This is a genomic window from Enterobacter cloacae complex sp. IR5384 (genome assembly GCF_049237265.1).
GTDB lineage: Bacteria > Pseudomonadota > Gammaproteobacteria > Enterobacterales > Enterobacteriaceae > Enterobacter > Enterobacter cloacae.
In genome coordinates, this window is sequence record NZ_JBMKHJ010000003.1 from 72,402 (window position 1) to 93,414 (window position 21,013).

Consider the following 21,013-nt stretch of genomic DNA (forward strand, 5'->3'; position numbering starts at 1 on the left):
GAGTCTTTCCGATCACTGGCTGGTGAGCGTGCGGGTTTTATACGCACCCAAATCATCCACATACATCAGCTGGTAGGTTTGGCCGTGTTTCACCGCGTTTTTTGTTGCGACGGTGAGTTGACCAAATGGCGCGACCATCGGTGATTCCTGCAGTAATTTGGTTTTGCCCTGGGAAATATTGGCAACCGTAATATGGAAAGGGCTGTCATTAACGATGCGGAACTGTTTACCGCTGGCAATCAGCGTCAGTTTCCCCGTTGCGTTATCCAGCGTGCCGGTTAACGAGGCCGGGCGATAAAACATTTTGATGCGTGATTTAATCGCCAGCTGAACGGTATTCTGGTTTTGTATATTTTCCGGCTTTGGCGGAATGTCGAGCACGTTCAGGAAAAAGACCGATTCGCGATCGCCCGGTAAATTCGCAGGCAACTTTTTTATCCGCAATTGCTGACCATTATGTTCGCTGACCTTCACCACCGGTGGCGATAACAAAAAAGGAACGTTTGCCGTTTCCGGGGTGGAGTTAATATCGCCGTCATCAATCCAGGATTGCACCAGCGCAGGTGCATCACCCGTATTGATTAACTGAACAATGACCTCTTTGTTATTCTCAGGATAAAGAACACGCGTGCCATTAATCACAATATTGGCCCATGCGTTGCCCGCGCTGAGCAGCAGAGATGCCAGCATAATAATCTTACGCATATTGGTAACCTTAAATACAGGCTTCGCCGGGACGAAGCCTGATTAACTGAAATTACAGGTAGGAAATGGTGTAGGTCACGTTAGAGCTCAACGCACCGACCGTTGCAGCAGCAGCGTTGGTTTTATAGTAATAAACGTCCAGCGTCAGCGTTTCTGAATCTGGCGCCGCTGAGGTACCCATAATGCTGGTGGTGTAAGCCTGGTTCAGCGTAACCGGTGTAGATTTACCTGGTTCAACTAAGGCGAAACCGACATTACGCGCCACGCTGGCGTCGTTTTCATTAACGCTGTTATTCAGCAGGTATTTGCCGTCGGTAGAAATATTATCGGCGCTGGAGAAATACACTTTCAGCGGCGTACCGGTCGTACCTGCTGCTGGCGTACAGCCAGAGAAGGTTAACGAAATGGATTTTTTATTTTTTGTAATCAGGCCAACCGTTGTTCCGGCATCCTTAACCGAAATGGGGGAGAGGGCGACGGTCATATCCGCGCTTTTCCCGCCATTAATCGTACAGGTGGTATCGGTAATAGCACCGGTAAAGTTAATTACGCCACCCGCTGAGTTATCTGCGGCAATGGCGTGAGTAGAGGCAATGGCTGCGCCAAGCACAGATACGGTCATGATCGTTTTGAACATGATAAACTCCATAATATTTTGTTTTATCTAAGAAAGAATGTTTCCCGGCTGCGCAACACACTGTGACAGGCTTACGCGCATCGCGACCTGAGTACGAGCCTTGACGATATTATGTTGCATCAAAAAGATACATAACAAAACATTATTCCGTTAATATTAAAATAATGAGATTATAATCTTGCTATAACGTTCTTTTAAGGATCATAACCTAAATGCCTTCATTCGAAGGTCTTAATTAATGAATTAATAATTGTTAATTTATGAAGTTTTCTATGCGGCGTGCTCAAATAATATTTGATGACTTGACCACACCCTCTTTAGACCTATTATTGCGAGGGAAATACAGTCGTTTATAACAGTGGTGTAACAATCATATGAAGTATCTTATTGATCTCGCAATGCTTTATGAAGTGGACTCCGGTGTGATCATGATAAATGGAGAAGAGGAATCTTCCATTAAGTTATCAAATCAGGCGGCACGTTTGTTATATGAACTCATCATTAATAATGGTAAAACCCTCGACAGGGACGACCTGATTAAGAAAGTCTGGGAAGACCGGGGTTTTTCCGGCTCCTCGGTCAGTCTTAATGTTGCCATAAGTGAAATTAGAAAAGCTTTTCGGAGTTTAGGACGTGACCCGCTACTGATTAAGACCATTCGTGGAAAAGGTTTTAGCCTGGCCGCGCATATTGAACATCATACCGTCAGGCCGCCCGTGGCCGCTCCGGAAAAAATGATGACGGAAACCGTCGATATTGTGACGCAGCAGCGAGACCCGCCTGAAGGTTTGCGTCGTCGGGACAGCGGCTTTACCACCCTGTTCGTGATGGCGCTGGTGGCAATAATGGGTATTGCCGCGCTGCTGTTCTATCAAAATATGCGCGTCGCCGATCGTCCGAAGGAGTCCGATATCTATCGGCTGGGCAAAATTGACCGCTGTACGGTTTATCTTATTGATAAGAACATGTATCAGCCGCTGCAGGTCTATCTTAACCGCGCTAAAGAGGCGATCGCCCGTCAACATATCGACTGCGAACATCAGGCTGCTGATGCCTATTATTCAAAATTTAAAAAGTCACAGCTGGAAAATGATTTTTTGGCCGTCTGTTATCTGCAGGATGGCGCCGATAGCTATAAAAATTGCATCTCTTACAGAAGCCTGACAGGGAGTTAAGATCATGTCGAAGAGACAGATGGGTATATTATTGGGCGTGGTACTGCTGCTTTCCGTTATCGTCATTGCCGTGCTTTACCCGAAAAGAACTCAGGAAGTGGGATTTGGCTGTCAGTCTGATACGGTTTCCAGGAAAAACTATTCCACGGGAGAGTCGACCGCCCTGTCGTTAACCACGCTGTTTCTGTTTAATGGCAGCGATATTGTCACGGTGATCCATAAAGGGGTATTCACCCGCGGCGACAAACGTTATTTGATTGACCGAAACTATGTCCTTAACGTTGAGAAAGTTGCTGGCAGTGATATTTACTATATTAAAGGAAAAAAACTGCAGAAATCTGATGATGACATTGCCCCGGATGGAATTGTCAATGAGCTGCTAATGGACAGTATCGACTTCTTTTATGTTACCCGGGTTAAAGGTCATGCCTGGCTAATTAAAGGGCTGGTATTACCAATAATGATGTGCGTGGCTGTACCCACATCCTGATATTCTACAGAATGACCAGAATAGATGTTTATCTATTCATCAAAGAGTCTCAATTTTATTCATTATGTAACAACAAGATGCAAAAGCAGGCGGATATTTTTCATCTTTTGCTTTAAAGGGAATGAAATTTTCTGTATTGCCTCGTTATTTTTCGGGTGACTATACTTCGCCCCGAAAAAGGGGCTCCCCTTTTTTAAACATCTGGATTCTTTTTTGAAGGACTAAATAAATGAATAAACTGAACGCTATCGTTCTGGGCTCACTGCTGTCTCTTTCTGCCCTGAGCGTTGCTCATGCAGCGGAAACTACTGCTTCTGCAACCTGGCAAGCTTCTGCAACGAAAGACAGCGATTCCGATCTGGTTGTCACCCCAACACGCGCACTGAATTTCGTTTATAGCGCAAACACGAAAGCCTTTAACACCGACACCGGTCTGTTTGATGTGGCTATTCGTGGCGATCACTCTTCTGCAACCAGCTTCAAACTGGAAGCTATCGTTGATGACTCTGACAACACCCTGTTCAGCGTTGGCGGCGAAGCAACCAAACTGAAAGTGGGCGCGCGCTTTGGCGGGACCGATCTGGGCTCCATCGGTGGCACAGTGGGTACGAAGTCAACGGCATGGACTACCCTGGTTGACTCTTCAAACAACACCGGCGTCTCTTCTGGCCTGTGGAACCTGACCACCAGCGCAGGCGCGACGGCAAACACCGAAGTGACCGGCCAGGACAAGTTTGTGTTCTACGTCGATTCTGCACAGGACAGCACCGGTGCGGCGAAAGAGTTCAAAGACCTGACCAACAGCCTGTGGGAAGGTACTGTCTCCGTTGCGTTCCGCGCAACCTGGGGCTAAGAGCTGACAGTTACAGGGGCGTAAGCCCCTGTTTAGGGAAATATCATGTTTAGCCTCAAACCCATCTTCTTCTCTTTATTATTTATTTCCTCCTCCGCGCTGGCGATTAATGTTGGCAAAGTCACCACCATTATTCCTGCCGATGCGGATTCCACCGCCAAGGAATTAAAAAACGAAGCGGACAGCGTGCGCATTATTTCCATCAGCGCCCAGCGTATCAGCAGCCCGATGGATGAAGGCGTGGTGATTAATCCAGAGCAAACCGACGAGCTGCTGCTGACGCCCACGCGCATGGTCATGCCCGCCGGAACCGGCAATATCGTCAAATTTTACTATCACGGTAAGGCCGACGATCGGGAGCGCTATTACCGCATTACCTTCATTGATGAAGGGGTCAGCGAAGATCTCGACAACGGCACGCAAAAGAATGGCAAAGGGATGACCCGCGCCGTGGTGAGCACCATTCTGGTGGTCCAGCCCCGGAAGAAGAACGTCGATTTCGTCTACGTGGCCGGGAAGATCACCAATAAGGGCAATACCGCGTTTCGCGTGAACGCGAGCGGAACTTGCCTGAAACCCAACCCGGAATCGCCGACCACGCCGTGCGTCAAAAACTTTTACCTGATGCCGGGCACTTCCCGCGCGATCGACGATATCAACGTAACGGACAGCCATTTTCATCTCGGAATTTGGGACCTGAAACAGTTCATTCCTGTTAAGTAAGGATGCATGGTGAAAAATAAATTAGTGTTGCCGGTGATGATGGCGTGCACATCCGGCCTCTTGCCCGCGTATGCGCATGCGGCCTCCAGCTCCGTGGTTATCGCTAATTACCGTTTTCCCGACTCGCTCTATGCCCTGCTGGAGCAGGGGATCAAAATCCCCGTTTATCTGGTCAATACCCGCCCGGGTGCAGCGCAACAGGCGAGCAGCACCGGTGACGTGAGCGAGTATGTCCGTATTGGCGACGTAACGATCTACGCAGAAGACCGGCAGCTCGGGCTGCGCGATGTCCAGGTCCAGGAGTCAGACAACGGTATTCGCCTGTCAAAAGAGATGCGGACGCTGCTGCAAAGCATCAACGGCAAGCAGTTTGACGACCATATGCGTATTCCGGTGAGCGCCGGGTCGGCGTTCGAGTTGGATCAGAAAAAAATGCGCCTGCTGCTGAACCTCTCCCAACGTGACTACGGGGTCAATATTCGTCCGCGTGAGGTGGATATCGATGCCCCTGAATCAGACGATCTGAGCGGCACGCTCTCCTATAACCTGGGGGCGTATCACACCGAGAGCGGCTACGGCGACAGCTGGTCATCCGGCTATCTCAACGCCAAAAGCTGGGTCTCGATGGGGGTCGATCACCTGCTGGTCGATGGCTCGGGCTACGTTAACGAGAACAGCAGCGACACCCAGATGAACGCGGTGATGTGGGAACGTGACTATCAGGGCATGCGCTACGCCGCCGGGATGTTGAACGGCTGGGCGATGCAGTCTCTCGCCAGCGTCAGCGGGATCTCCGGCGGAGAGGTATACGGCGTCTCCGTGGGGAACCAGGCCAACTCGCGTAAGCGGGACAATACCCTCTCCCTGACGCCGATCGTGGTCTATTTCCCGACCGCCGGAGAAGCCCGCATTCGTCGTGACGGCCAGCTTATTGGTATTCAGCGCTTTGACGTGGGTAACCACGAAATCGACACCAGCGCGCTGCCCTACGGGATTTACAGCGTGGAAGTCGAGGTGGTCAGCGGCAGCCGCACCGTGTCACGGAGCATGTACACCGTGAACAAACCTTTCACTAACAACGTGTCGGAATCGCTGCGCTGGCAGACGTGGGGCGGGATTTATAGCCGCGACAAATCCGTCGTCAACTATAAGAAGTACGCCAAACGGAAAAACGAGCAGGACAACAGCTACTACTACGATTACGACACCAAACATAAAGACACCATGTCGCTGGTCGGCGCCTCCTTCAGCAAGCGCAGCGGGATGGTCGACTGGAACGCCTCCGGCTATATGATGCGCGAACACGTGGTCAGTGAACTGTGGGCCTCCCTGAACCTGACCGGGTACTTCTCGGTGAATACCCAGACGATGGCCGCCTCTGACGGAACGTACCGCGCCAACTACGGGGCTAACGTCAGCCTGCCGTGGAATATCGGTTCGGTCTGGTACTCGCATGAGCAGCTCTCCAGCGGCAAGTTCCTTGATATCTATGAAAACAAAGGCAACACGTGGGGGGCATCGTTCAGCCTGCCGTCGTTTGGCCTGCCGTCCGCCGGCAACCTGAGCCTGATGCGACAGGAAGACGACGTATACCGCTATAAACGCTATCAGGTTGACTACTCCCAGGGGCTGTATGCCGGTCGTTATGGTACGGCGCGCCTGCGGGTGGGGATGTCGCGCAATAAATACGAAGGCTATTACGAAGAGAAAGACCGCTACGTGATGCTCGATTTCTCGATCCCGCTGGGTAACACCGTCTCGGTGGGCGTTTCCCATAACCGCGATACCGGCACGGCGCTTAACGTCAGCGCCAGCCGCCAGTTCGAAGGAGATTACCTGAAGTCGGTTACCGCCAACGTTTCACGAGCTTTCAGCAGCAACCAGGATCGCACCGTGAGCGGCGGGGGCAGCGTGAGCTTCGACACGCCGTGGAACAGCAACATTCTGAGCGTGCAGAGCGGCACCAGCAAAGGCTGGAACTCCACGCTGACCAGCGACGGCAGCGTGGGCTGGTCGAAAGAGGCGGTTGCGGCCGGTAAAGGCACCCACAGCGCAGGGGTGATCGTCAGTACCGGGCTTAAGTCCGACGAGTCGCTCACGCTGAAGCTCAACGGCCGCACGGAGCGCATCAAGGGCGATAAAACCTGGCTGTCGTTACCGGCCTATCAGGCCTATGACCTGGAGGTCATGAACAGTGAAACCGGCACCGAAAGCTATGACATTGGCGCAAATGCCCGTCGTCATATCACGGTTTACCCAGGGAACACGGTGGTGATGAAGCCGCAGGTGAAAAAAATCGTCACCCTGTTTGGCCGCCTTGTTGATGCCAACGGTAATCCGGTGAGCGCCACGCAAATCAAAAACCACGTGGGTCTGACCCGCACCGAAAACGACGGTCGCTTCGTGATTGACGTGGACAAGAACAATCCGGTGCTCAGCATTGCCACGCCGGACGACAGCGTCTGCGAGGTGCGTCTGGATATTGCGTCCAACCGTGGCGCGCTGTGGCTTGGGGACATCTCCTGCGATAAAGGCGATTTCGTCTGGCAGGAAGCAAAAGGAACACGGGAACGTGACGATGAAAAAGATATTCGCTCTTAATCTGCTGCTGATAAGCGCGGCGGCGCAGGCGCAGCAGATGCCCTATTTCGCGATCAACAACCCGGACAACAACGGGACGGGCAACACGGCGGCGCTGTTCAGTCTGAACAGCACCTCCACCGCGTTTTTACACGGCTCGCGGGAGTGGCCCACCCTGAGTGCGAAAACCAACAACGGGATTGCCACCTATATTCCGGACAACAGTTTTAACGGCCCGGCAGGCAGCCCGCTGACCATCAACTTCAGCGTCACTGGCTCCAGCGCCTCGCCGTTCTTTAAGGGCACCGCGTGTTCGTCAAGCTGTGGTACCACGGGCTATACCGCGACGACCAGCTATTCCGACACGTCCATGGTGGTGAAACCGCCGGTCATTGAGCCGGGCACCGCTTATGGCCGCTGGGTGCTGGGGGATCCGTTCTTTGATTATCTGCTCAATGCTGCACCTGGCAACGAGGTGACGATTACCTCCACGCCGCAGATCTCCTCTATCGGCAAGGTCACCACCACCAACACGCTGCATAAGGTCGGCACATTGACCATGACCAACTCGCGGGCGCTGGATCTGGGCATTGACCCGATCAGCGGCGAGGTGACCATTGTGGATGGTTCAACCGGGGCGACGTGTACTAAATACACCCGCAATACGGTGTCGGGTGTGCTTTGCGAACTGCTGGAATACACCTTTGTCGGGGAGGATATCACCGGCTACAACCCGGGGCTGGCGCTGACCTCGTCCCGCGTGAACGGCGTGCTGCAATCGCACATGAACGGGGGGACGGGGCTGGCGGCGGAAATCACCTTCGATGAGAGCAACTGGTACAGCATCTCCGGCGGCATCCTGAGCGACACGCGCGTGCTGGCGAATACCTTCCTCGCGGCGCCGCAAAAAAACGGCGGCAAGGCGTACCTGAAAATCTTCCTCCCGAAGGCGCTGATTTTGAGCGTGGCGCAGGCGGGGGATGGCAACAACATCGGCAATATCGTCAGCCTGTGCCTGACGCCGGGTAACAGCTCGCTGGCGGCGGATTTCTGCTTCCAGCCGGGGGGCGGGCTGGTGATTGACCCTATACAGCCAGGCCTTGCGATCGTGCCGGATAACCCGGATTACACGCTCGACCCTAACGGCCTGGGCGGTTCCGGGAAAGGCACGATTGGCGAGGGGCCGATAGAGATCCCCTACACCATTACCTACAGCGGCGCGCAAAAAGATGCCGCGATTGCGGTCACGGTGAAGGTCACCGGGCCGACGCAGAGTCTGAACGGCGTGGACTACTGTGCCTTTAGCGGTAACGGCTTCACGGTGCCTGTCCCCGGTAACGTGCTGCTGGGCAAAAGCCAAACGCTGAAGGCGCATAACTGCAAAGGCGAGGCGCTGTCCATTCCCGCACCCGCCACCCATGCGGAAGAGTGGGACAAGATAAGCTCAGGCGTGACGGACATGTGGCTGTGGAAAACCCCGCTGGTATTGCAGTTTGTGATGAATAACCCGGTATCGAAAACCACCTATGACGGTAATACATGGTTTGGTGAAGTGACGGCTCAGGGTCGAATTGATGTCAGTGCATCCTGGAATTAAACGTGTATGACTGGAAAATTCCTGGCTATTTTCGCAATAAATTGCTTCATTTCCGCAAGCGCAAATGCTTTAATTATTGAAAATCTAAATATTGATTTTCTACCTGAAAAAGAAGTTGTTTTTCAGCCAATAAAAAACGATACCAGCGTACGACAGAATTATACTGTTTCGCTTATTCAGGTTGATGTCCCAAAAGAACACGGGAAAGAGACTGAAATAAAAGATGGCGAGGTGATGTTCTCGCCAAAACAGTTAACTCTGGAGAGCGGCGAGCGGGCCGGGTTTAAGTTTTATTATACCGGCCCGCACGACAGCAAAGAACGCTATTATCGCGTTAAATTCACCGAGACGCCGCTTCAGGCGCGGGTTGTGATGAGCAAAGGCCAACGCATTCAGTCGGATGTGGTGGTTTCGCTTGAGGCTATTTTAATTGTCCGACCATGGACAAGGCATTTTGATTATACGTTTAGTAACGGGGTGGTGAGTAATACCGGGAATACCTGGTTTAAATATGTCTCTTCTCAGGGATGTAGCTCACAATATAATGACTCAAAATATCTTCCACCGGGTCAACGGCTGGAAATAGATAATTACGCGCAGCCCGCAAGGCGGATGATTATTTATGGAAATAAAATCATCCCGCTTACGCGCTGCCCGTAACAACCGCTTTCCTTCATAAAAGGAAATTATCCTTTGGCGCAAGCTGAAGATTTACAACTACAGGAGAATAAAATGAAAGCGATTTCATTCGTAGAAGCGAAAGATATTATCGGTGGTGCATTAAACCCATTCGCTGGCCTCGTTAAAGGTGCACAGCTGGGTTATGACACCGGTGCAAGCATCATGGGCATGGTAGGCGGCGTGGTTGGCGGAATTCTGGGTGGCGCAATGGGCTTCCTGGGTGCGCTGGTTGGCAGCTACAACTAATTCAACGAACAGGAAGACAATCATGCAAGTTATCGATTTCAAAAAAGCACAGGCCATCATCGGTGGCTGGGATCCGTTTGCTGCTGCCCTTCAGGGTGCGAGCGCAGGCTATAACGCAGGCAGCCAGATGTTAGGCGCGCTGGGCGGCACCATCGGTGGTGTGTTTGGCCTGGTGGGCGGCTTCATCGGCGGCTTCTTCAGCGCATAAGTTATCGACCTATGCTTATGGCCCGCTTTGCCGGGCCATTTTTTTATTTCAGCCACGGATAATTATGTTTTCGCTTTTTCAGTATAAAAAAAAGGGTAAGACACCCGTTATTCGCCAGCATGAATATACCGAATGTGGGCTGGCCTGCCTGGCGATGGTGCTGGGGCACTATGAACACCACGTCTCCGTCAGCCAGCTGCGCAGGGAGCTTACCGTCTCTGCCGACGCGGGCACTTCGATGGCGGAACTCATGACCCTCGCCAGCGATAAAAATATGACGGGCCGGGTGCTCAAGGGCGAAATCACTGAAATTGAAAGTGCCGAACTGCCGCTCATCGCCTTCTGGCGCGGCAATCATTTCGTGGTGATCGTGAAGGTTGACGGGCGCAGCGTAACGGTCCACGACCCGGCCAGCGGCGTGCGTCGCTACAGCCTCAAGGAGGCGCAAAAACTCTTTTCCGGCTACGTGCTGGAGCTGAAGCCGACGCCGCGCTTCGACAAAAAATCCCCTGACGAGACGCTCACGCTGGGGCGGCTGGCCAATAAATCCCCGAGCTTATTTCAGCGGCAGGTGCTGCTGTTTGTGCTCTCGATTTTTACCCTCATCACCATGCTGGCCAGCCCCACTTACGTGCAGCTGATCATGGATGAGGCCATCTCGCGCAACGACAACGATCTGGTGATCTTACTCACCGCCATTTTCGCTATCGTCTTTATTTTTGAAGTCATAGGTAAGTTCCTCAAGCAACTGCTTGAGATCCTGATGCGTAACATCGCCTATGACGACCTCAGCCAGTCGGTTCGCCGCTATATGCTGCGTACCCAGACCGGCTGGTTCCGCAGCCGTCCGCCGGGCATTGTGCTGGCGATTGAAAAATCGCTCCATGCCTGTGCGGAGTTCATCAGCAATGGCTATGTGCAGATCCTCTTTTCCAGCCTGATCGCCTTCACCAGCCTGCTGTTTATGCTGCTGTATAACGTGAAAATCGCCGTGCTGACGATGCTGCTGATGGGGGTGTTCTTCCTGATCCGCTTTTCGCTGATCGGCCCTTACCAGCGCGCGGTGGACGACTCCATCGAGCGCACTGCAAAATATGAATCGCTGCTGGTGGAGACGCAGAAGGGGATCATCACCCTGAAGGCCAACAACATGGAGCAGGCCCGGGACGCGGTGATGGACAAATCCCAGCGTGAGCACATCGCCGGGCTGATGCGCAAAGAGCGCCTGCTGGCCCGCTTTGATGTTGCCTCGCTGCTGGTGATCAACGCCGAGCAGCTGCTGGTGGTCTGCTTCGGCGCGTGGCTTATTCTGGAAGGGCAGATGAGTATCGGGATGCTCTATGCCTACATCAGCTACAAACGCTATTTCTCCGACGCGATGGTACAGGTGGCGCAAAAGCTACTGGACAAAAATGCGCTGAAAGGGCCGCTGGATCGCGTGGGCGACCTGCTGTTTGCCCCCTCTGAAGCCAGCCAGTTTGGCCGGAAGATTGTGACTTCACCCGTCAGTCTGGCCTTTGAGGATGTCTCTTTTGCTTATCCGGGACGTGAGGCGACCCTGCAGCACATCAACATGACGCTGAAGCAGGGCGAAGAGGCGGTGATTGTCGGCCAGAGCGGCTCCGGGAAAACCACGCTGCTGCGTCTGATCTCCGGGATGTTGCTCTCCACATCGGGCAGTTTGCGGATCAATGCGATCCCGATCACCGAGTGCGATCTCTCCTCTTTGCGCCAGCATATTCGCATTGTGCATGCGGACGATATTCTCTTTACCGGCTCCATTCTGGATAACCTCTCCTGCTTTGATAGCGCGCCGGACAAAGAGCGGGTGATTGCTGCCTGCCGGCTGGCGGAGATTGACCACGTGGTTGCGCGTCTGCCGCACGGATACGAAACGGAGCTGCTGCCGGGAAATACCTTTTTCTCCGCCGGCGAGATGCAGCGTCTGGTGCTGGCGCGCGCCCTGTACAGCCAGCCGAAGCTGCTGCTGTGCGATGAAGTGACGGCAAACCTCGATAAAACCACGGCGCAGAAGGTGCTGGCGAACCTGCGTGGCCTGGGGATTGGGCTGGTGTTTGTCACCCACTCGCCGGAGGTGGTGGGCTGTCACGGACGGCTCTACACCATGGAAAACGGCACGCTGAGGGAGAGTGAGCAATGATGTTTCTGCCCCGTCTCTACGCCCGACTTTGCGCCCGGCAGGCCGGACGCACGCTGCTCGCAAGCCGGATCACGCAAAACTACAGCCAGTTTATGCGCTGCCCGGAGACTGACGTCCCGCCCGATTTTCTGCGCCAGAACGCCCTGGAGATGAGCGGCTTTCATTTTGTCGAGCAGATCTTCCCGCCCGCGCTGTGGCGGCGCAACGTGCGTTTCGATCTCCACGCCCGGGTGGCGGCATTTACCCGCGAGCAGGATTTCTATTATCAGCCCCGCACCCTGCTGCTGGGCATGCGCTGGGCCGGATTTGGCCTGATCGCGGATGCGCTGCTCGCCACCGCGCCAGACGACGTGCGCTTTCAGTTTGTTACCCGCCTTCCCGCGCTGCACAAGCTGATGGCGGCACACGAGGAGCGGCGGGCAGGGGCGTTTTTCGCCCCGCACCGGCTGGTGACCGTGCTGCTGGTGGATGAGCGCCTCCCGGATGCGCCGCTGTTCATGACCCAGGCGGGCGACCAGAAAGCGTGGTTAACGGACGTGTCGACGCGCTTTTTAACGCGCTATGGATATGTGATTCGTACGCTGCTGCCCGGCTGTTCGCTGCACTCGGCGGAATTTGCGCTGGAGAGCCAGACCTATGCCCCTGCGGAGTACCGTCAGGCCGCCACCGCCACGCTGAACGCGTTGCGTAAAACCCCCACGCTCTGGAGTGCATGGGACGATCTTTCAGTGATTTATCATGGATGACATGTCGTGAAATTAAGAAACCGAAACCGACAACGTCGGGCGCTGATCCCACACCATTTTTCAAAGAGCTACGAGATCAACGCCCCGCGGCTGAAAGGCGTGTTAACGCTGTTTATCTCCTTTTTTCTCTGTCTGCTGGTCTTTTCGATCGTCTTTAACTTTTCGGAAACCACGCTGGCGCGCGGGGTGCTGATCCCGGCCCAGGGGGATGTGGAAGTGCGTGCCAGAGAGTCCGGCACCATCGTGGATTTTGCCGTACGTCCAGGCCAGTACGTGAAAGAGAATGACCCGCTTTTTACCGTGTCGCAGGACTACGGCGGCAAGCAGGGCTCGGTGGTGCAGTTCGATCGCCAGCAGATGGAGGCGGAGAAAAAGCGCAGCGAGCAGCGCGTGCAGACCATTGAAGATTCTATCGCTACGTACCGGAAAAACCTGGCGCAGCAGCTGGATATTGCCGACCGGCAGATTGTGGTATCCCGCGACAAAGTGAAAAAGCTGCGTGCGTTGCTCAAAAACAGCACCGATACCTATGAGGCGTGGAAAGCGATATCCGGGAAAGGCTATGTGTCGAAGGTCGATCTGGATAAAAGCCACAACGACGTGCTCAACGCGCAGCTTAACCTGACGCTGGAGGAGAGCAGTATCCTCGATCTGGAGGCGCGCAAAACCAGCCTGACCGACAGCACTCAGTCGCAAATCGATTCCCTGAGCCAGGAGCTGCTGTACGTGAAAAACCGGATCAGCGAAATTGACCGCAACCTCTCCAGCCGGGGCAGCTCTACGATGGCCATGCTGGCCCCTGCCGATGGCTACGTGGTAGCGATCAACTTCCCGCCGGGCCGGGCCATTACGCAAAACAGCGAGGTGGTGGTGGTGATCCGTAAAAACACCGCCGCGTCGATGGAGGGGTACCTCTATGTGCCAGCTACGGGCGTGGGCCGGGTGGCGAAAGGGGATAAGGTGAAGCTGCGCTTTGACTCCTGGCCGGTGGATAAATATGGCTCGGTGGAGGCCACCCTGTCTGATTTTTACGAGGTGAATATTGATGCGCATTCGGCGCTTATCCCGCTGCAGGAGGGGCAGAACTACTATCTTGCCAAGGTGCGGGTGCCTTCCTGGTTTACCGATCCGGACAACAAAAAGCGTCTGCTGATGGGCGGGATGACGGTTAACGCCGATATCGTTATCGATCGCAAACCGCTTATCAATCTGCTGATTGCGCCGCTGGAGCGGGTGCGTAAACGGTTTATCGATTGACCCGATTTCATCGTTCATCGCCCATTAGCCCACAGGCTAACGCCGGGTCGCGGGCTATTCTCCTTATCACACGCACAGGAGAATAGCCCATGAACATCACTCATATTCGCAATGCCACCCAACTGATCACGTATGCCGGTAAACGCTTTTTGATCGACCCGATGCTGGCCGCAAAAGACGCTTACCCCGGTTTCCCCGGCACGGTGCGGGCCGAGATCCGTAACCCAATGGTTGAACTGCCCGTTGACGTCAGCACGCTGCTGGACGCTGATGCGGTGATCGTCACCCACACCCATGACGATCACTGGGATCGCGCGGCGGTGGAACTGATCGCCAAAGACAAACCGATCTATGTGCAAAACGATCGTGATGCCGCGCTGCTGCGAAGCCAGGGTTTTCATAACCTCACGGTCATGACCGACGAGTCCACCTTTGGTGATATCCGCATCACGAAAACCCACGGCGGCCAGCATGGTACCGATCGCGCGTACGCGGTGCCGGAGCTGGCAGAGCGTCTGGGCGAAGCCTGCGGTGTGGTTCTGCGCCACCCCGACGAGAAAACGCTCTACATCGCGGGCGATACCGTCTGGCGTGATGCGGTGGCGGCCGATCTGCAAAAACACCAGCCGGATGTGGTGGTGCTTAATGCCGGATACGCGCATGTGATCGGTTTCGGGCCCATCATTATGGGGGAACATGATCTGCTCAACGTTCACTTCCTGCTGCCGCAGGCAAAAATTGTGGCGGTCCATATGGAAGCCATTAACCACTGCCTGCTGAGCCGCCGCGCGCTGCGGGAATACGTGGAAGCGAACCAGATCGGTGATGCGGTGAGCATTCCCCAGGACGGCGAAACCGTTATATTCTGAGCACCAAAAAGGGAAGGAGAGACAGATGCCACTTATCAACGTCGCGATTGTCGCGGTGGACGGGTTTAGCCCGTTCCACTACTCCGTTCCCTGTATTCTGTTTGGCGACGCGGTTTCCGGCGAAAAGCGCTTTAACGTGACGATCTGCGCCGAAAAACCCGGCGTTCTCACCTCTAAAGAGGGCTTCGCCCTCAACGCGACGCAGGATTTTTCAGCCATCGCGCAGGCGGATATTGTGGTGGTGCCCTACTGGCAGCACGTGCTCGATCGCCCGCCTCAGGTGCTGCTCGACAGCCTGGTGCAGGCAAGAGATAACGGTGCGGAAATCGTCGGGCTGTGTCTGGGGTCGTTTGTGCTGGCGTATGCGGGCATTCTCGACGGCAAGCGCGCGGCCACCCACTGGGAGTTTGAACATCACTTCCAGTCGCTTTTTCCGCGCGTCCAGCTTGATATCAACGCCCTCTATGTGGATGACGACAATATTATTACCTCCGCCGGGACCGCCGCCGCGCTGGACTGCTGCCTGTATATCATCCGTCAGCGCTTTGGCAGCGTGGTTGCCAACCAGATCGCCCGTCGGATGATTGTGCCGCCGCACCGCGAAGGCGGTCAGGCGCAGTTCATTGCCCAGCCGGTGCCGAAGGACACCCGCGACGCACGGATTAACTGCCTGATCGACTACCTGCAGCAACACATTACCGAGCCGCATAATCTCGACTCGCTGGCAAAGGTGGTCTCGATGAGCCGCCGCACGCTGACCCGCCATTTTGTCAACGCCACCGGCATGACCGTGGCCGACTGGCTCACCGCCGAGCGCCTGCGGCGCAGCCAGATCTTACTGGAAGCCGGCAATATGCCGGTTGAACGCGTGGCCGAGCTGGTGGGGTTTAACTCTGCGGTGACCTGGCGACAACAGTTTAAGGCGCGTTTTGGCGTCAGCCCGACGGAGTGGCGCAAGACGTTTCGTATTCAGCCGTCTGTAGCCAGGCATGATGCGACATGAAGTAACACCGTCTTTTAGGCCGGGAGACCCGGCCTGCGGATGCTTTTAACTCACAACACCTTACTGAACAATCACGCGGCCGTTCAGCGGCTGAAGCGGACGGTTATTGCTGTGCTCAAGCGCTTGCTTAAACATCTCCAGCTGCTTTTCTGACAGGGTGACGGTGTTTTTCATCACCAGCCAGCGCAGCCCTTCGGTGCACGGTGGGGTGGTCAGCGAGCCGCTGAAGCGATAATAGTGCAGGTCAGCCGGGAACAGCGGACGAAGATCGAGGTGTTTATCAATCGAGATTTCGTGGTCCTTTTCCTTCGGAAGGCGCGCCAGCAGCGGGTTGAGTGCGCTGTTTTCCGGGCCGACCTCAAACATAACGGCAAGCACCGCGACGTCGCCCTCTTTGCTGGCATGAACAAAGTGCGCTTCCAGCGGGAAGGATTTGCCGTTGATCCGGTTTTCGCTCGGGGTATGGAAATGGTACTGGCGCAGGGTAAAGATCTGATCGTCCAGACGGAATTCATCTTCGTCGCTGGCGGTCACCTGCAGGGTGTGGCCGTTGTTCACCAGCTTTTCGGCGGCGGTATGGAAATTCATCTCCAGCGGCGGCAGCGTGGCGTTATAGGCGTTACGGATATCGATGGGCGACTGGAATTTCCCGGTCTTGCAGGTGGCAAACTCGTCGCTGAGCTCGCCCCAGTTTTCCGGACCACTCTTGCCTTCATACGTCCAGTGTGGGGCAGACCCCGCAAAGACAGAGGCAGATAAGGCGAATAAGGATGCGGTCAGAATGTGTTTCATGTTGTGTCTCTCAGAATAAGAAATGCGCGTTAAGATACTGATGGCATTGTACTCTTTTCCAAAAGACCCGTCTTATATTGTGGTTATTTGCGTTAAAGAAAATGAAAGCCCCTTCTTACCCCAGCTTCTCCATCTTCGTCTCTCCCTCCGTCATTGACAGCTGATACAGCGAAAACGATCGGTGCTTCTCAATCAACGTCGCCAGCTCCGGCGAGTGGCTGGTGAGCCAGATCTGCGAGTAGCGGCTGGCCTCGGCAATCAGGCTTGCCAGCGCGGGCAGCATCTGCGGATGCAGGCTGTTTTCCGGTTCGTTGAGGGCGATAAACGCCGGTGGGCGCGGGCTTAACAATGCCACCGCCAGGCATAAAAAGCGCAGCGTGCCGTCAGAGAACTCCGCCGGTTCCAGCGGGCGGCTTAAGCCCTCGCGCTGCATCATCATGCGAAAACGTCCGCCGGTGTTGTCGCTGTAAAACACGCAGCCGGGGAAAGCCTGATCAAGAATGCGCATCAGCAGCAGTTCATCGCCAATCTCGACAATGGTCTGGAATGCCGCCGCGAGGTTGGCGCCGTCGCTCGCTAGCACCGGAGAGCGGAAACCCACCTGCGGGGCACGCATCATGGAGCCGCTTGCAACGGAAAACTCATGATAAAATCGCCAGTTACGCAGGGACTCGCGCATCTGCGACACTTCCGGGTAAAGGTGCGGTTCGCCGAGCTGTCCGAATACCGATTCGTTCTCGTACAGCGTGCCGCTGTGGGTCACTTTCTCGTGATGGACGTTATTCAGGAAAACCGCCTGATTTCTGCGCTTCATCAGCTGTGCCGACGGGCGGCGGTGCTGGCCGCTCAGCCAGAGCGACTCTTCCTTGATCACCGGATCGAGCTGAAACTGCGAGGGATAGGGCAGCTTCTCAACAAAGCCTACCTGCAGCTCGTATTCGTAGGTTTCGGTTTCTACCGCCAGGTTCATCCGTCGCAGCTGGTCGCTGCGGGTTTTACCCGCCCAGAACACTTTCAAAATCCCGCCTTCATTCGCCAGAGCCTGAGAAAACTGCCCCTGCGCGGCGCTGTGCATCAGGTGGATCGCCTTGTAAATATTTGATTTTCCGGTGCCATTCGGGCCGAAGACAATGTTGAGCTGTTCCAGCTCCAGCGACATATCGCGAATTGAGCGGTAGTTTTGAATGTGCAGGGTGTTAATCACAGGCCGATCCCTTTTTTTGCGTTATAACCTGTATATATTTACAGCCTTTCAGGCGAAATGCAAAAAAGAGACGACAGTGAGGATGTCGTCTAAACGGGCTACTGCTTCGGGCCCCTGAGGGTCAATGGGGGCCTTCGCCTTATTGATTATTTAACGGCCAGACGCAGACCCAAATCATCAGGATAGGGATCAAAGTAGTTTTGCGTCATCAGATACTGATCCGGGTATTCGGCAAGGTAATGTTTTAGCAGCGTGATCGGCGCAAGAATGGGCAGAAGCCCTTCGCGGTAATGCAGGATCACGTCACGAAGCTCACCCCGCTGGCGGCTGTTAAGCTGATTACGGAAATAGCCCTGAATATGCATCAGCACGTTGGTGTGATTTTTCCGCGAGGCGGGCTTTTTCAGGATGGTCATCAGTTTTTCGCGGTACGCCTCGAAGAACGCGTCCAGATCGTCCCATTCATGCAGCGAGGCGACAAACGGGCCAATCTCACGGTAACCCGCCTGATGGTGTGCCAGCAGCTGCAGTTTGTAGCGGCTGTGAAAATCCAGCAGCGCGCGGCGCGTCAGGCCGTTTTTACGCAGCGTGTTCAGTTCGTGTAGCGCAAAAACGCGCTCGACGAAGTTTTCCCGCAGCACCGGGTCGTGCAGACGGCCATCCTCTTCTACGGGCAGCCACGGCCAGGTTTCAAGGAGCGCGGCGGTGAACAGCCCGACGCCCTCCTTGCGGCCCCGGTTGCCGTTTTCATCGTACACGCGCACGCGTTCCATGCCACAGCTGGGGGATTTTGCACAGACGATAAACCCGGCGAGATCGCCGATCTTAGGCAGATAGCTGGCCGTAAAGTCGGCCATTTTCTGCGTGACGTCATCATGCGGCGGATGGCTAAAACGCATCTGCGTGTCGCCGCCGGTCGTCATGATCAAACGCAGCGCAGGGCGTGGTGTAGGCAGGCCGATGGCCATTTCGGGGCAAACGGGTCGGAAATTCACCCACTGGGCCAGCTCATCCATGACGAAACCCATACGCTTATGCCCGCCGTCAAAGCGAACGGCGGACCCGGTCAAGCAGCCGCTAATACCCAGCACAGGTTTCGTTGTCATGGTATGTTCCTCCAGAGCCAATACTTAAAACTTACACAATCTTGCTTATTTGTCCAAGTATTGGCGGAGGTATTTTTTATTGCCGTTTAAAATCAACAGGTTTTAACTGCCCTTGTAGGTTGAATAACCGTACTGACTCAGCAGAAGTGGAATATGCAGTTTCTCGTTGGTCCGGGTGACGGTAAACAGCACCGGTACTTCCGGGAAGAATGTCTCCAGCTTTTTAGCGTGGAAATAGTCTGCGGTTTTGAAGGTCACTTTATACACGCCAGGCTGCATGTCCTGTTCCTGGGGATAGAGCGATTTGATACGTCCGTCATGGTCGGTTTTGCCGCTGGCAACCGGGATCCATTTGTCCTGCTGCTGCTTTTCCAGGGTAACGGTGACATCCGAAGGCGGCATGCCGGTTTGCTGGTCGAGAACGTGTACGCTCAGCGTGCCGGCAGGGGCACTGAAGGCGGCAGGGGCAAAAGCCATGGAGGCCAGGATCAGCAGAGGGGCAGTTTTTTTCATGTTGTTTTCCTGTGAAGTTGTCAGTCACAGGAAAACGTTAGCATCTGCGGCGCGGAAAAATATTCAACTTTTCGTGAAGATTCCCGCAGGAGAAAATCATTAGAGGATAATGACCTCAAGGGAAAGCTGCTGCTGCCACTGCGCCACTTGTTTTTTCCGCGCGGCGGTCAGTTTACCGCTGGTGACCAGCAACCATTTGCGATCGGGAAATATCTCCGGTGCCAGCGTGGCAGGGGGCGTGGGTAACACGTCGATGCGGTGACCCTGGCCGGTCCGCGACAAGGCTTCGAGCCAGATTTCACACGGGTCGTTCAGGTACCAACCGCTGAGCAGAATGTTATCGCCCGGCGCTTTTTTATCGCCTTCGAGGCAAAACGAGGTGTAGGCGATGAGGATGCCGTCAAGGATCGCGCGCAGGGTCATGGCGGCGGCGACGTTGGCGGACACCTGGCTGCGCAGCGGACGCAGCACGTTGGTCACCAGCTCAGGTCTGGGGTATTCGCGGCCCGCGTCGTAAATCATCTGGCGCAGGGACTCGATTTTGCCCCCCTGCAGGCGTTCCAGCATGTTCTGCTGTAGCGTTTGCCAGTTGTTGGTCCGGCGGGGTACAGGGCGCTCAAGCAGGGGTTTTACCTGGCCAATGGGCACGCCTTTTTTCACCCAGTCGAGGATTTTCAGCGCCTGCTGAACGTCTTCATCGCTGTACTGGCGGTGGCCGCCCTCCGTGCGCTGTGGCTTGAGTAAACCATAACGACGCTGCCACGCCCGCAGCGTGGTGGCGGTGATGCCGCTAAGTCTGGCGAATTCGCCGATGGAGTAAGCCATGTCCATGTCCAGAGTGGAGGAATACTCTCAATATACTACGAATTTTTCAGAACGGGATGAAGCGCCGAAAGGGTGCACTACACTTAACATCCAACCGTGCAAATGAAAGGAATTCTCATGAAGCTATGGCCTGTTGTCACCGGGGTTGCCATTGCGCTGACCCTTGTAGCCTGTAAATCCCCCACGCCGCCGAAAGGCGTGCAGCCTGTTTCCGGTTTTGATGCCAGCCGCTATCTCGGCAAGTGGTATGAAGTCGCCCGCCTGGAGAACCGCTTTGAACGCGGGCTGGAGCAGGTGACGGCCACCTACGGCCAACGGAGCGATGGCGGAATCAGCGTGCTTAACCGGGGTTACGACCCGGTGAAGAACAAATGGAACGAGAGTGAAGGCAAAGCGTACTTTACCGGCGCGCCAACCACCGCCGCGCTGAAGGTTTCGTTCTTCGGCCCGTTCTACGGCGGCTATAACGTCATCAAGCTGGACGATAAGTACCAGTACGCGCTGGTCAGCGGCCCGAACCGCGACTACCTGTGGATTTTGTCGCGCACGCCAACCGTGCCGGACGCGGTGAAGCAGGATTACCTGAACACCGCGCGCAGTCTGGGCTTCCGGGTCGATCAGCTGGTGTGGGTAAAACATTAA

The 21,013-nt window shown here is 55.0% G+C and carries 22 protein-coding genes; 15 read left to right on the forward strand and 7 right to left on the reverse strand.

What is annotated here, in order from left to right; all coding sequences use genetic code 11:
* Window positions 1–12: 12 nt before the first annotated feature.
* Together ACOTX3_RS03950 and ACOTX3_RS03955 are read right to left on the reverse strand one after the other, a co-directional pair.
* Entirely contained in the window at window positions 13–705 is a 693-nt protein-coding gene (locus tag ACOTX3_RS03950) for a fimbrial biogenesis chaperone (RefSeq protein WP_062856171.1), read from the reverse strand.
* A gap of 52 nt (window positions 706–757) precedes the next feature.
* Window positions 758–1,342, reverse strand: a complete 585-nt coding sequence (locus tag ACOTX3_RS03955; RefSeq protein ID WP_013094838.1) for a fimbrial protein — start codon at window positions 1,340–1,342, stop codon at window positions 758–760.
* A gap of 374 nt (window positions 1,343–1,716) precedes the next feature.
* On the opposite strand from ACOTX3_RS03955, the gene ACOTX3_RS03960 reads away from it, so the two are divergent.
* The 14 genes from ACOTX3_RS03960 to ACOTX3_RS04025 all read left to right on the forward strand — a co-directional run bounded on the left by ACOTX3_RS03960 (window position 1,717) and on the right by ACOTX3_RS04025 (window position 15,931).
* Window positions 1,717–2,517, forward strand: a complete 801-nt coding sequence (locus ACOTX3_RS03960; RefSeq protein WP_038418292.1) for a winged helix-turn-helix domain-containing protein — start codon at window positions 1,717–1,719, stop codon at window positions 2,515–2,517.
* A gap of 4 nt (window positions 2,518–2,521) precedes the next feature.
* On the forward strand, window positions 2,522–3,007 hold the full coding sequence (locus tag ACOTX3_RS03965; RefSeq protein WP_013094840.1) for a hypothetical protein: 486 nt from the start codon (window positions 2,522–2,524) through the stop codon (window positions 3,005–3,007).
* Between the two features lie 229 nt (window positions 3,008–3,236).
* On the forward strand, window positions 3,237–3,860 hold the full coding sequence (locus ACOTX3_RS03970) for a common pilus major fimbrillin subunit EcpA (protein ID WP_013094841.1): 624 nt from the start codon (window positions 3,237–3,239) through the stop codon (window positions 3,858–3,860).
* Window positions 3,861–3,905: 45 nt separating this feature from the next.
* The gene (locus tag ACOTX3_RS03975; RefSeq protein ID WP_127869131.1) at window positions 3,906–4,583 is read left to right on the forward strand and encodes a fimbria/pilus periplasmic chaperone; all 678 of its coding nucleotides are present in this window, start codon (window positions 3,906–3,908) and stop codon (window positions 4,581–4,583) included.
* A gap of 6 nt (window positions 4,584–4,589) precedes the next feature.
* Window positions 4,590–7,184: a CS1-pili formation C-terminal domain-containing protein gene (locus ACOTX3_RS03980; protein WP_040021073.1), complete on the forward strand. Its 2,595-nt coding sequence runs from the start codon at window positions 4,590–4,592 to the stop codon at window positions 7,182–7,184.
* Window positions 7,162–8,760: a hypothetical protein gene (locus tag ACOTX3_RS03985; protein ID WP_020686459.1), complete on the forward strand. Its 1,599-nt coding sequence runs from the start codon at window positions 7,162–7,164 to the stop codon at window positions 8,758–8,760. Before ACOTX3_RS03980 ends, ACOTX3_RS03985 begins: the two co-directional genes overlap by 23 nt.
* 6 nt (window positions 8,761–8,766) lie before the next feature.
* Window positions 8,767–9,420, forward strand: coding sequence for a hypothetical protein (locus ACOTX3_RS03990; RefSeq protein WP_013094845.1), 654 nt, complete (start codon window positions 8,767–8,769; stop codon window positions 9,418–9,420).
* A 72-nt stretch (window positions 9,421–9,492) separates the two neighbouring features.
* Window positions 9,493–9,687, forward strand: a complete 195-nt coding sequence (locus tag ACOTX3_RS03995; RefSeq protein WP_013094846.1) for a hypothetical protein — start codon at window positions 9,493–9,495, stop codon at window positions 9,685–9,687.
* 22 nt (window positions 9,688–9,709) lie between these two features.
* Entirely contained in the window at window positions 9,710–9,895 is a 186-nt protein-coding gene (locus tag ACOTX3_RS04000) for a hypothetical protein (RefSeq protein ID WP_013094847.1), read from the forward strand.
* Between the two features lie 64 nt (window positions 9,896–9,959).
* On the forward strand, window positions 9,960–12,056 hold the full coding sequence (locus tag ACOTX3_RS04005) for a peptidase domain-containing ABC transporter (RefSeq protein ID WP_020686461.1): 2,097 nt from the start codon (window positions 9,960–9,962) through the stop codon (window positions 12,054–12,056).
* Complete coding sequence (locus ACOTX3_RS04010; RefSeq protein ID WP_058678560.1) at window positions 12,053–12,802, forward strand: hypothetical protein; 750 nt, start codon at window positions 12,053–12,055, stop codon at window positions 12,800–12,802. Before ACOTX3_RS04005 ends, ACOTX3_RS04010 begins: the two co-directional genes overlap by 4 nt.
* A gap of 6 nt (window positions 12,803–12,808) precedes the next feature.
* Window positions 12,809–14,059 (forward strand): HlyD family secretion protein, encoded by a 1,251-nt coding sequence (locus tag ACOTX3_RS04015; RefSeq protein ID WP_013094850.1) that lies wholly within the window; start codon window positions 12,809–12,811, stop codon window positions 14,057–14,059.
* A gap of 89 nt (window positions 14,060–14,148) precedes the next feature.
* Window positions 14,149–14,928, forward strand: a complete 780-nt coding sequence (locus tag ACOTX3_RS04020) for an MBL fold metallo-hydrolase (protein WP_127869132.1) — start codon at window positions 14,149–14,151, stop codon at window positions 14,926–14,928.
* A gap of 25 nt (window positions 14,929–14,953) precedes the next feature.
* Entirely contained in the window at window positions 14,954–15,931 is a 978-nt protein-coding gene (locus ACOTX3_RS04025; RefSeq protein WP_013094852.1) for a GlxA family transcriptional regulator, read from the forward strand.
* A 60-nt stretch (window positions 15,932–15,991) separates the two neighbouring features.
* Here ACOTX3_RS04025 and ACOTX3_RS04030 read toward each other — a convergent pair whose 3' ends face one another.
* The 5 genes from ACOTX3_RS04030 to ACOTX3_RS04050 form a co-directional block, all read right to left on the reverse strand.
* Window positions 15,992–16,723 (reverse strand): carbonic anhydrase, encoded by a 732-nt coding sequence (locus ACOTX3_RS04030; protein ID WP_013094853.1) that lies wholly within the window; start codon window positions 16,721–16,723, stop codon window positions 15,992–15,994.
* Window positions 16,724–16,838: 115 nt separating this feature from the next.
* The gene (locus ACOTX3_RS04035) at window positions 16,839–17,927 is read right to left on the reverse strand and encodes an AAA family ATPase (RefSeq protein ID WP_013094854.1); all 1,089 of its coding nucleotides are present in this window, start codon (window positions 17,925–17,927) and stop codon (window positions 16,839–16,841) included.
* A 146-nt stretch (window positions 17,928–18,073) separates the two neighbouring features.
* Complete coding sequence (locus tag ACOTX3_RS04040; protein ID WP_029881877.1) at window positions 18,074–19,033, reverse strand: YbgA family protein; 960 nt, start codon at window positions 19,031–19,033, stop codon at window positions 18,074–18,076.
* Between the two features lie 102 nt (window positions 19,034–19,135).
* Window positions 19,136–19,546 carry a hydroxyisourate hydrolase gene (gene uraH / locus ACOTX3_RS04045; protein ID WP_013094857.1) on the reverse strand — a complete coding sequence of 137 codons (411 nt, stop codon included), beginning with the start codon at window positions 19,544–19,546 and terminating at the stop codon, window positions 19,136–19,138.
* Window positions 19,547–19,645: 99 nt separating this feature from the next.
* On the reverse strand, window positions 19,646–20,371 hold the full coding sequence (locus tag ACOTX3_RS04050; RefSeq protein ID WP_020686466.1) for a MerR family transcriptional regulator: 726 nt from the start codon (window positions 20,369–20,371) through the stop codon (window positions 19,646–19,648).
* A gap of 117 nt (window positions 20,372–20,488) precedes the next feature.
* On the opposite strand from ACOTX3_RS04050, the gene ACOTX3_RS04055 reads away from it, so the two are divergent.
* On the forward strand, window positions 20,489–21,013 hold the full coding sequence (locus ACOTX3_RS04055; protein ID WP_020686467.1) for a lipocalin family protein: 525 nt from the start codon (window positions 20,489–20,491) through the stop codon (window positions 21,011–21,013).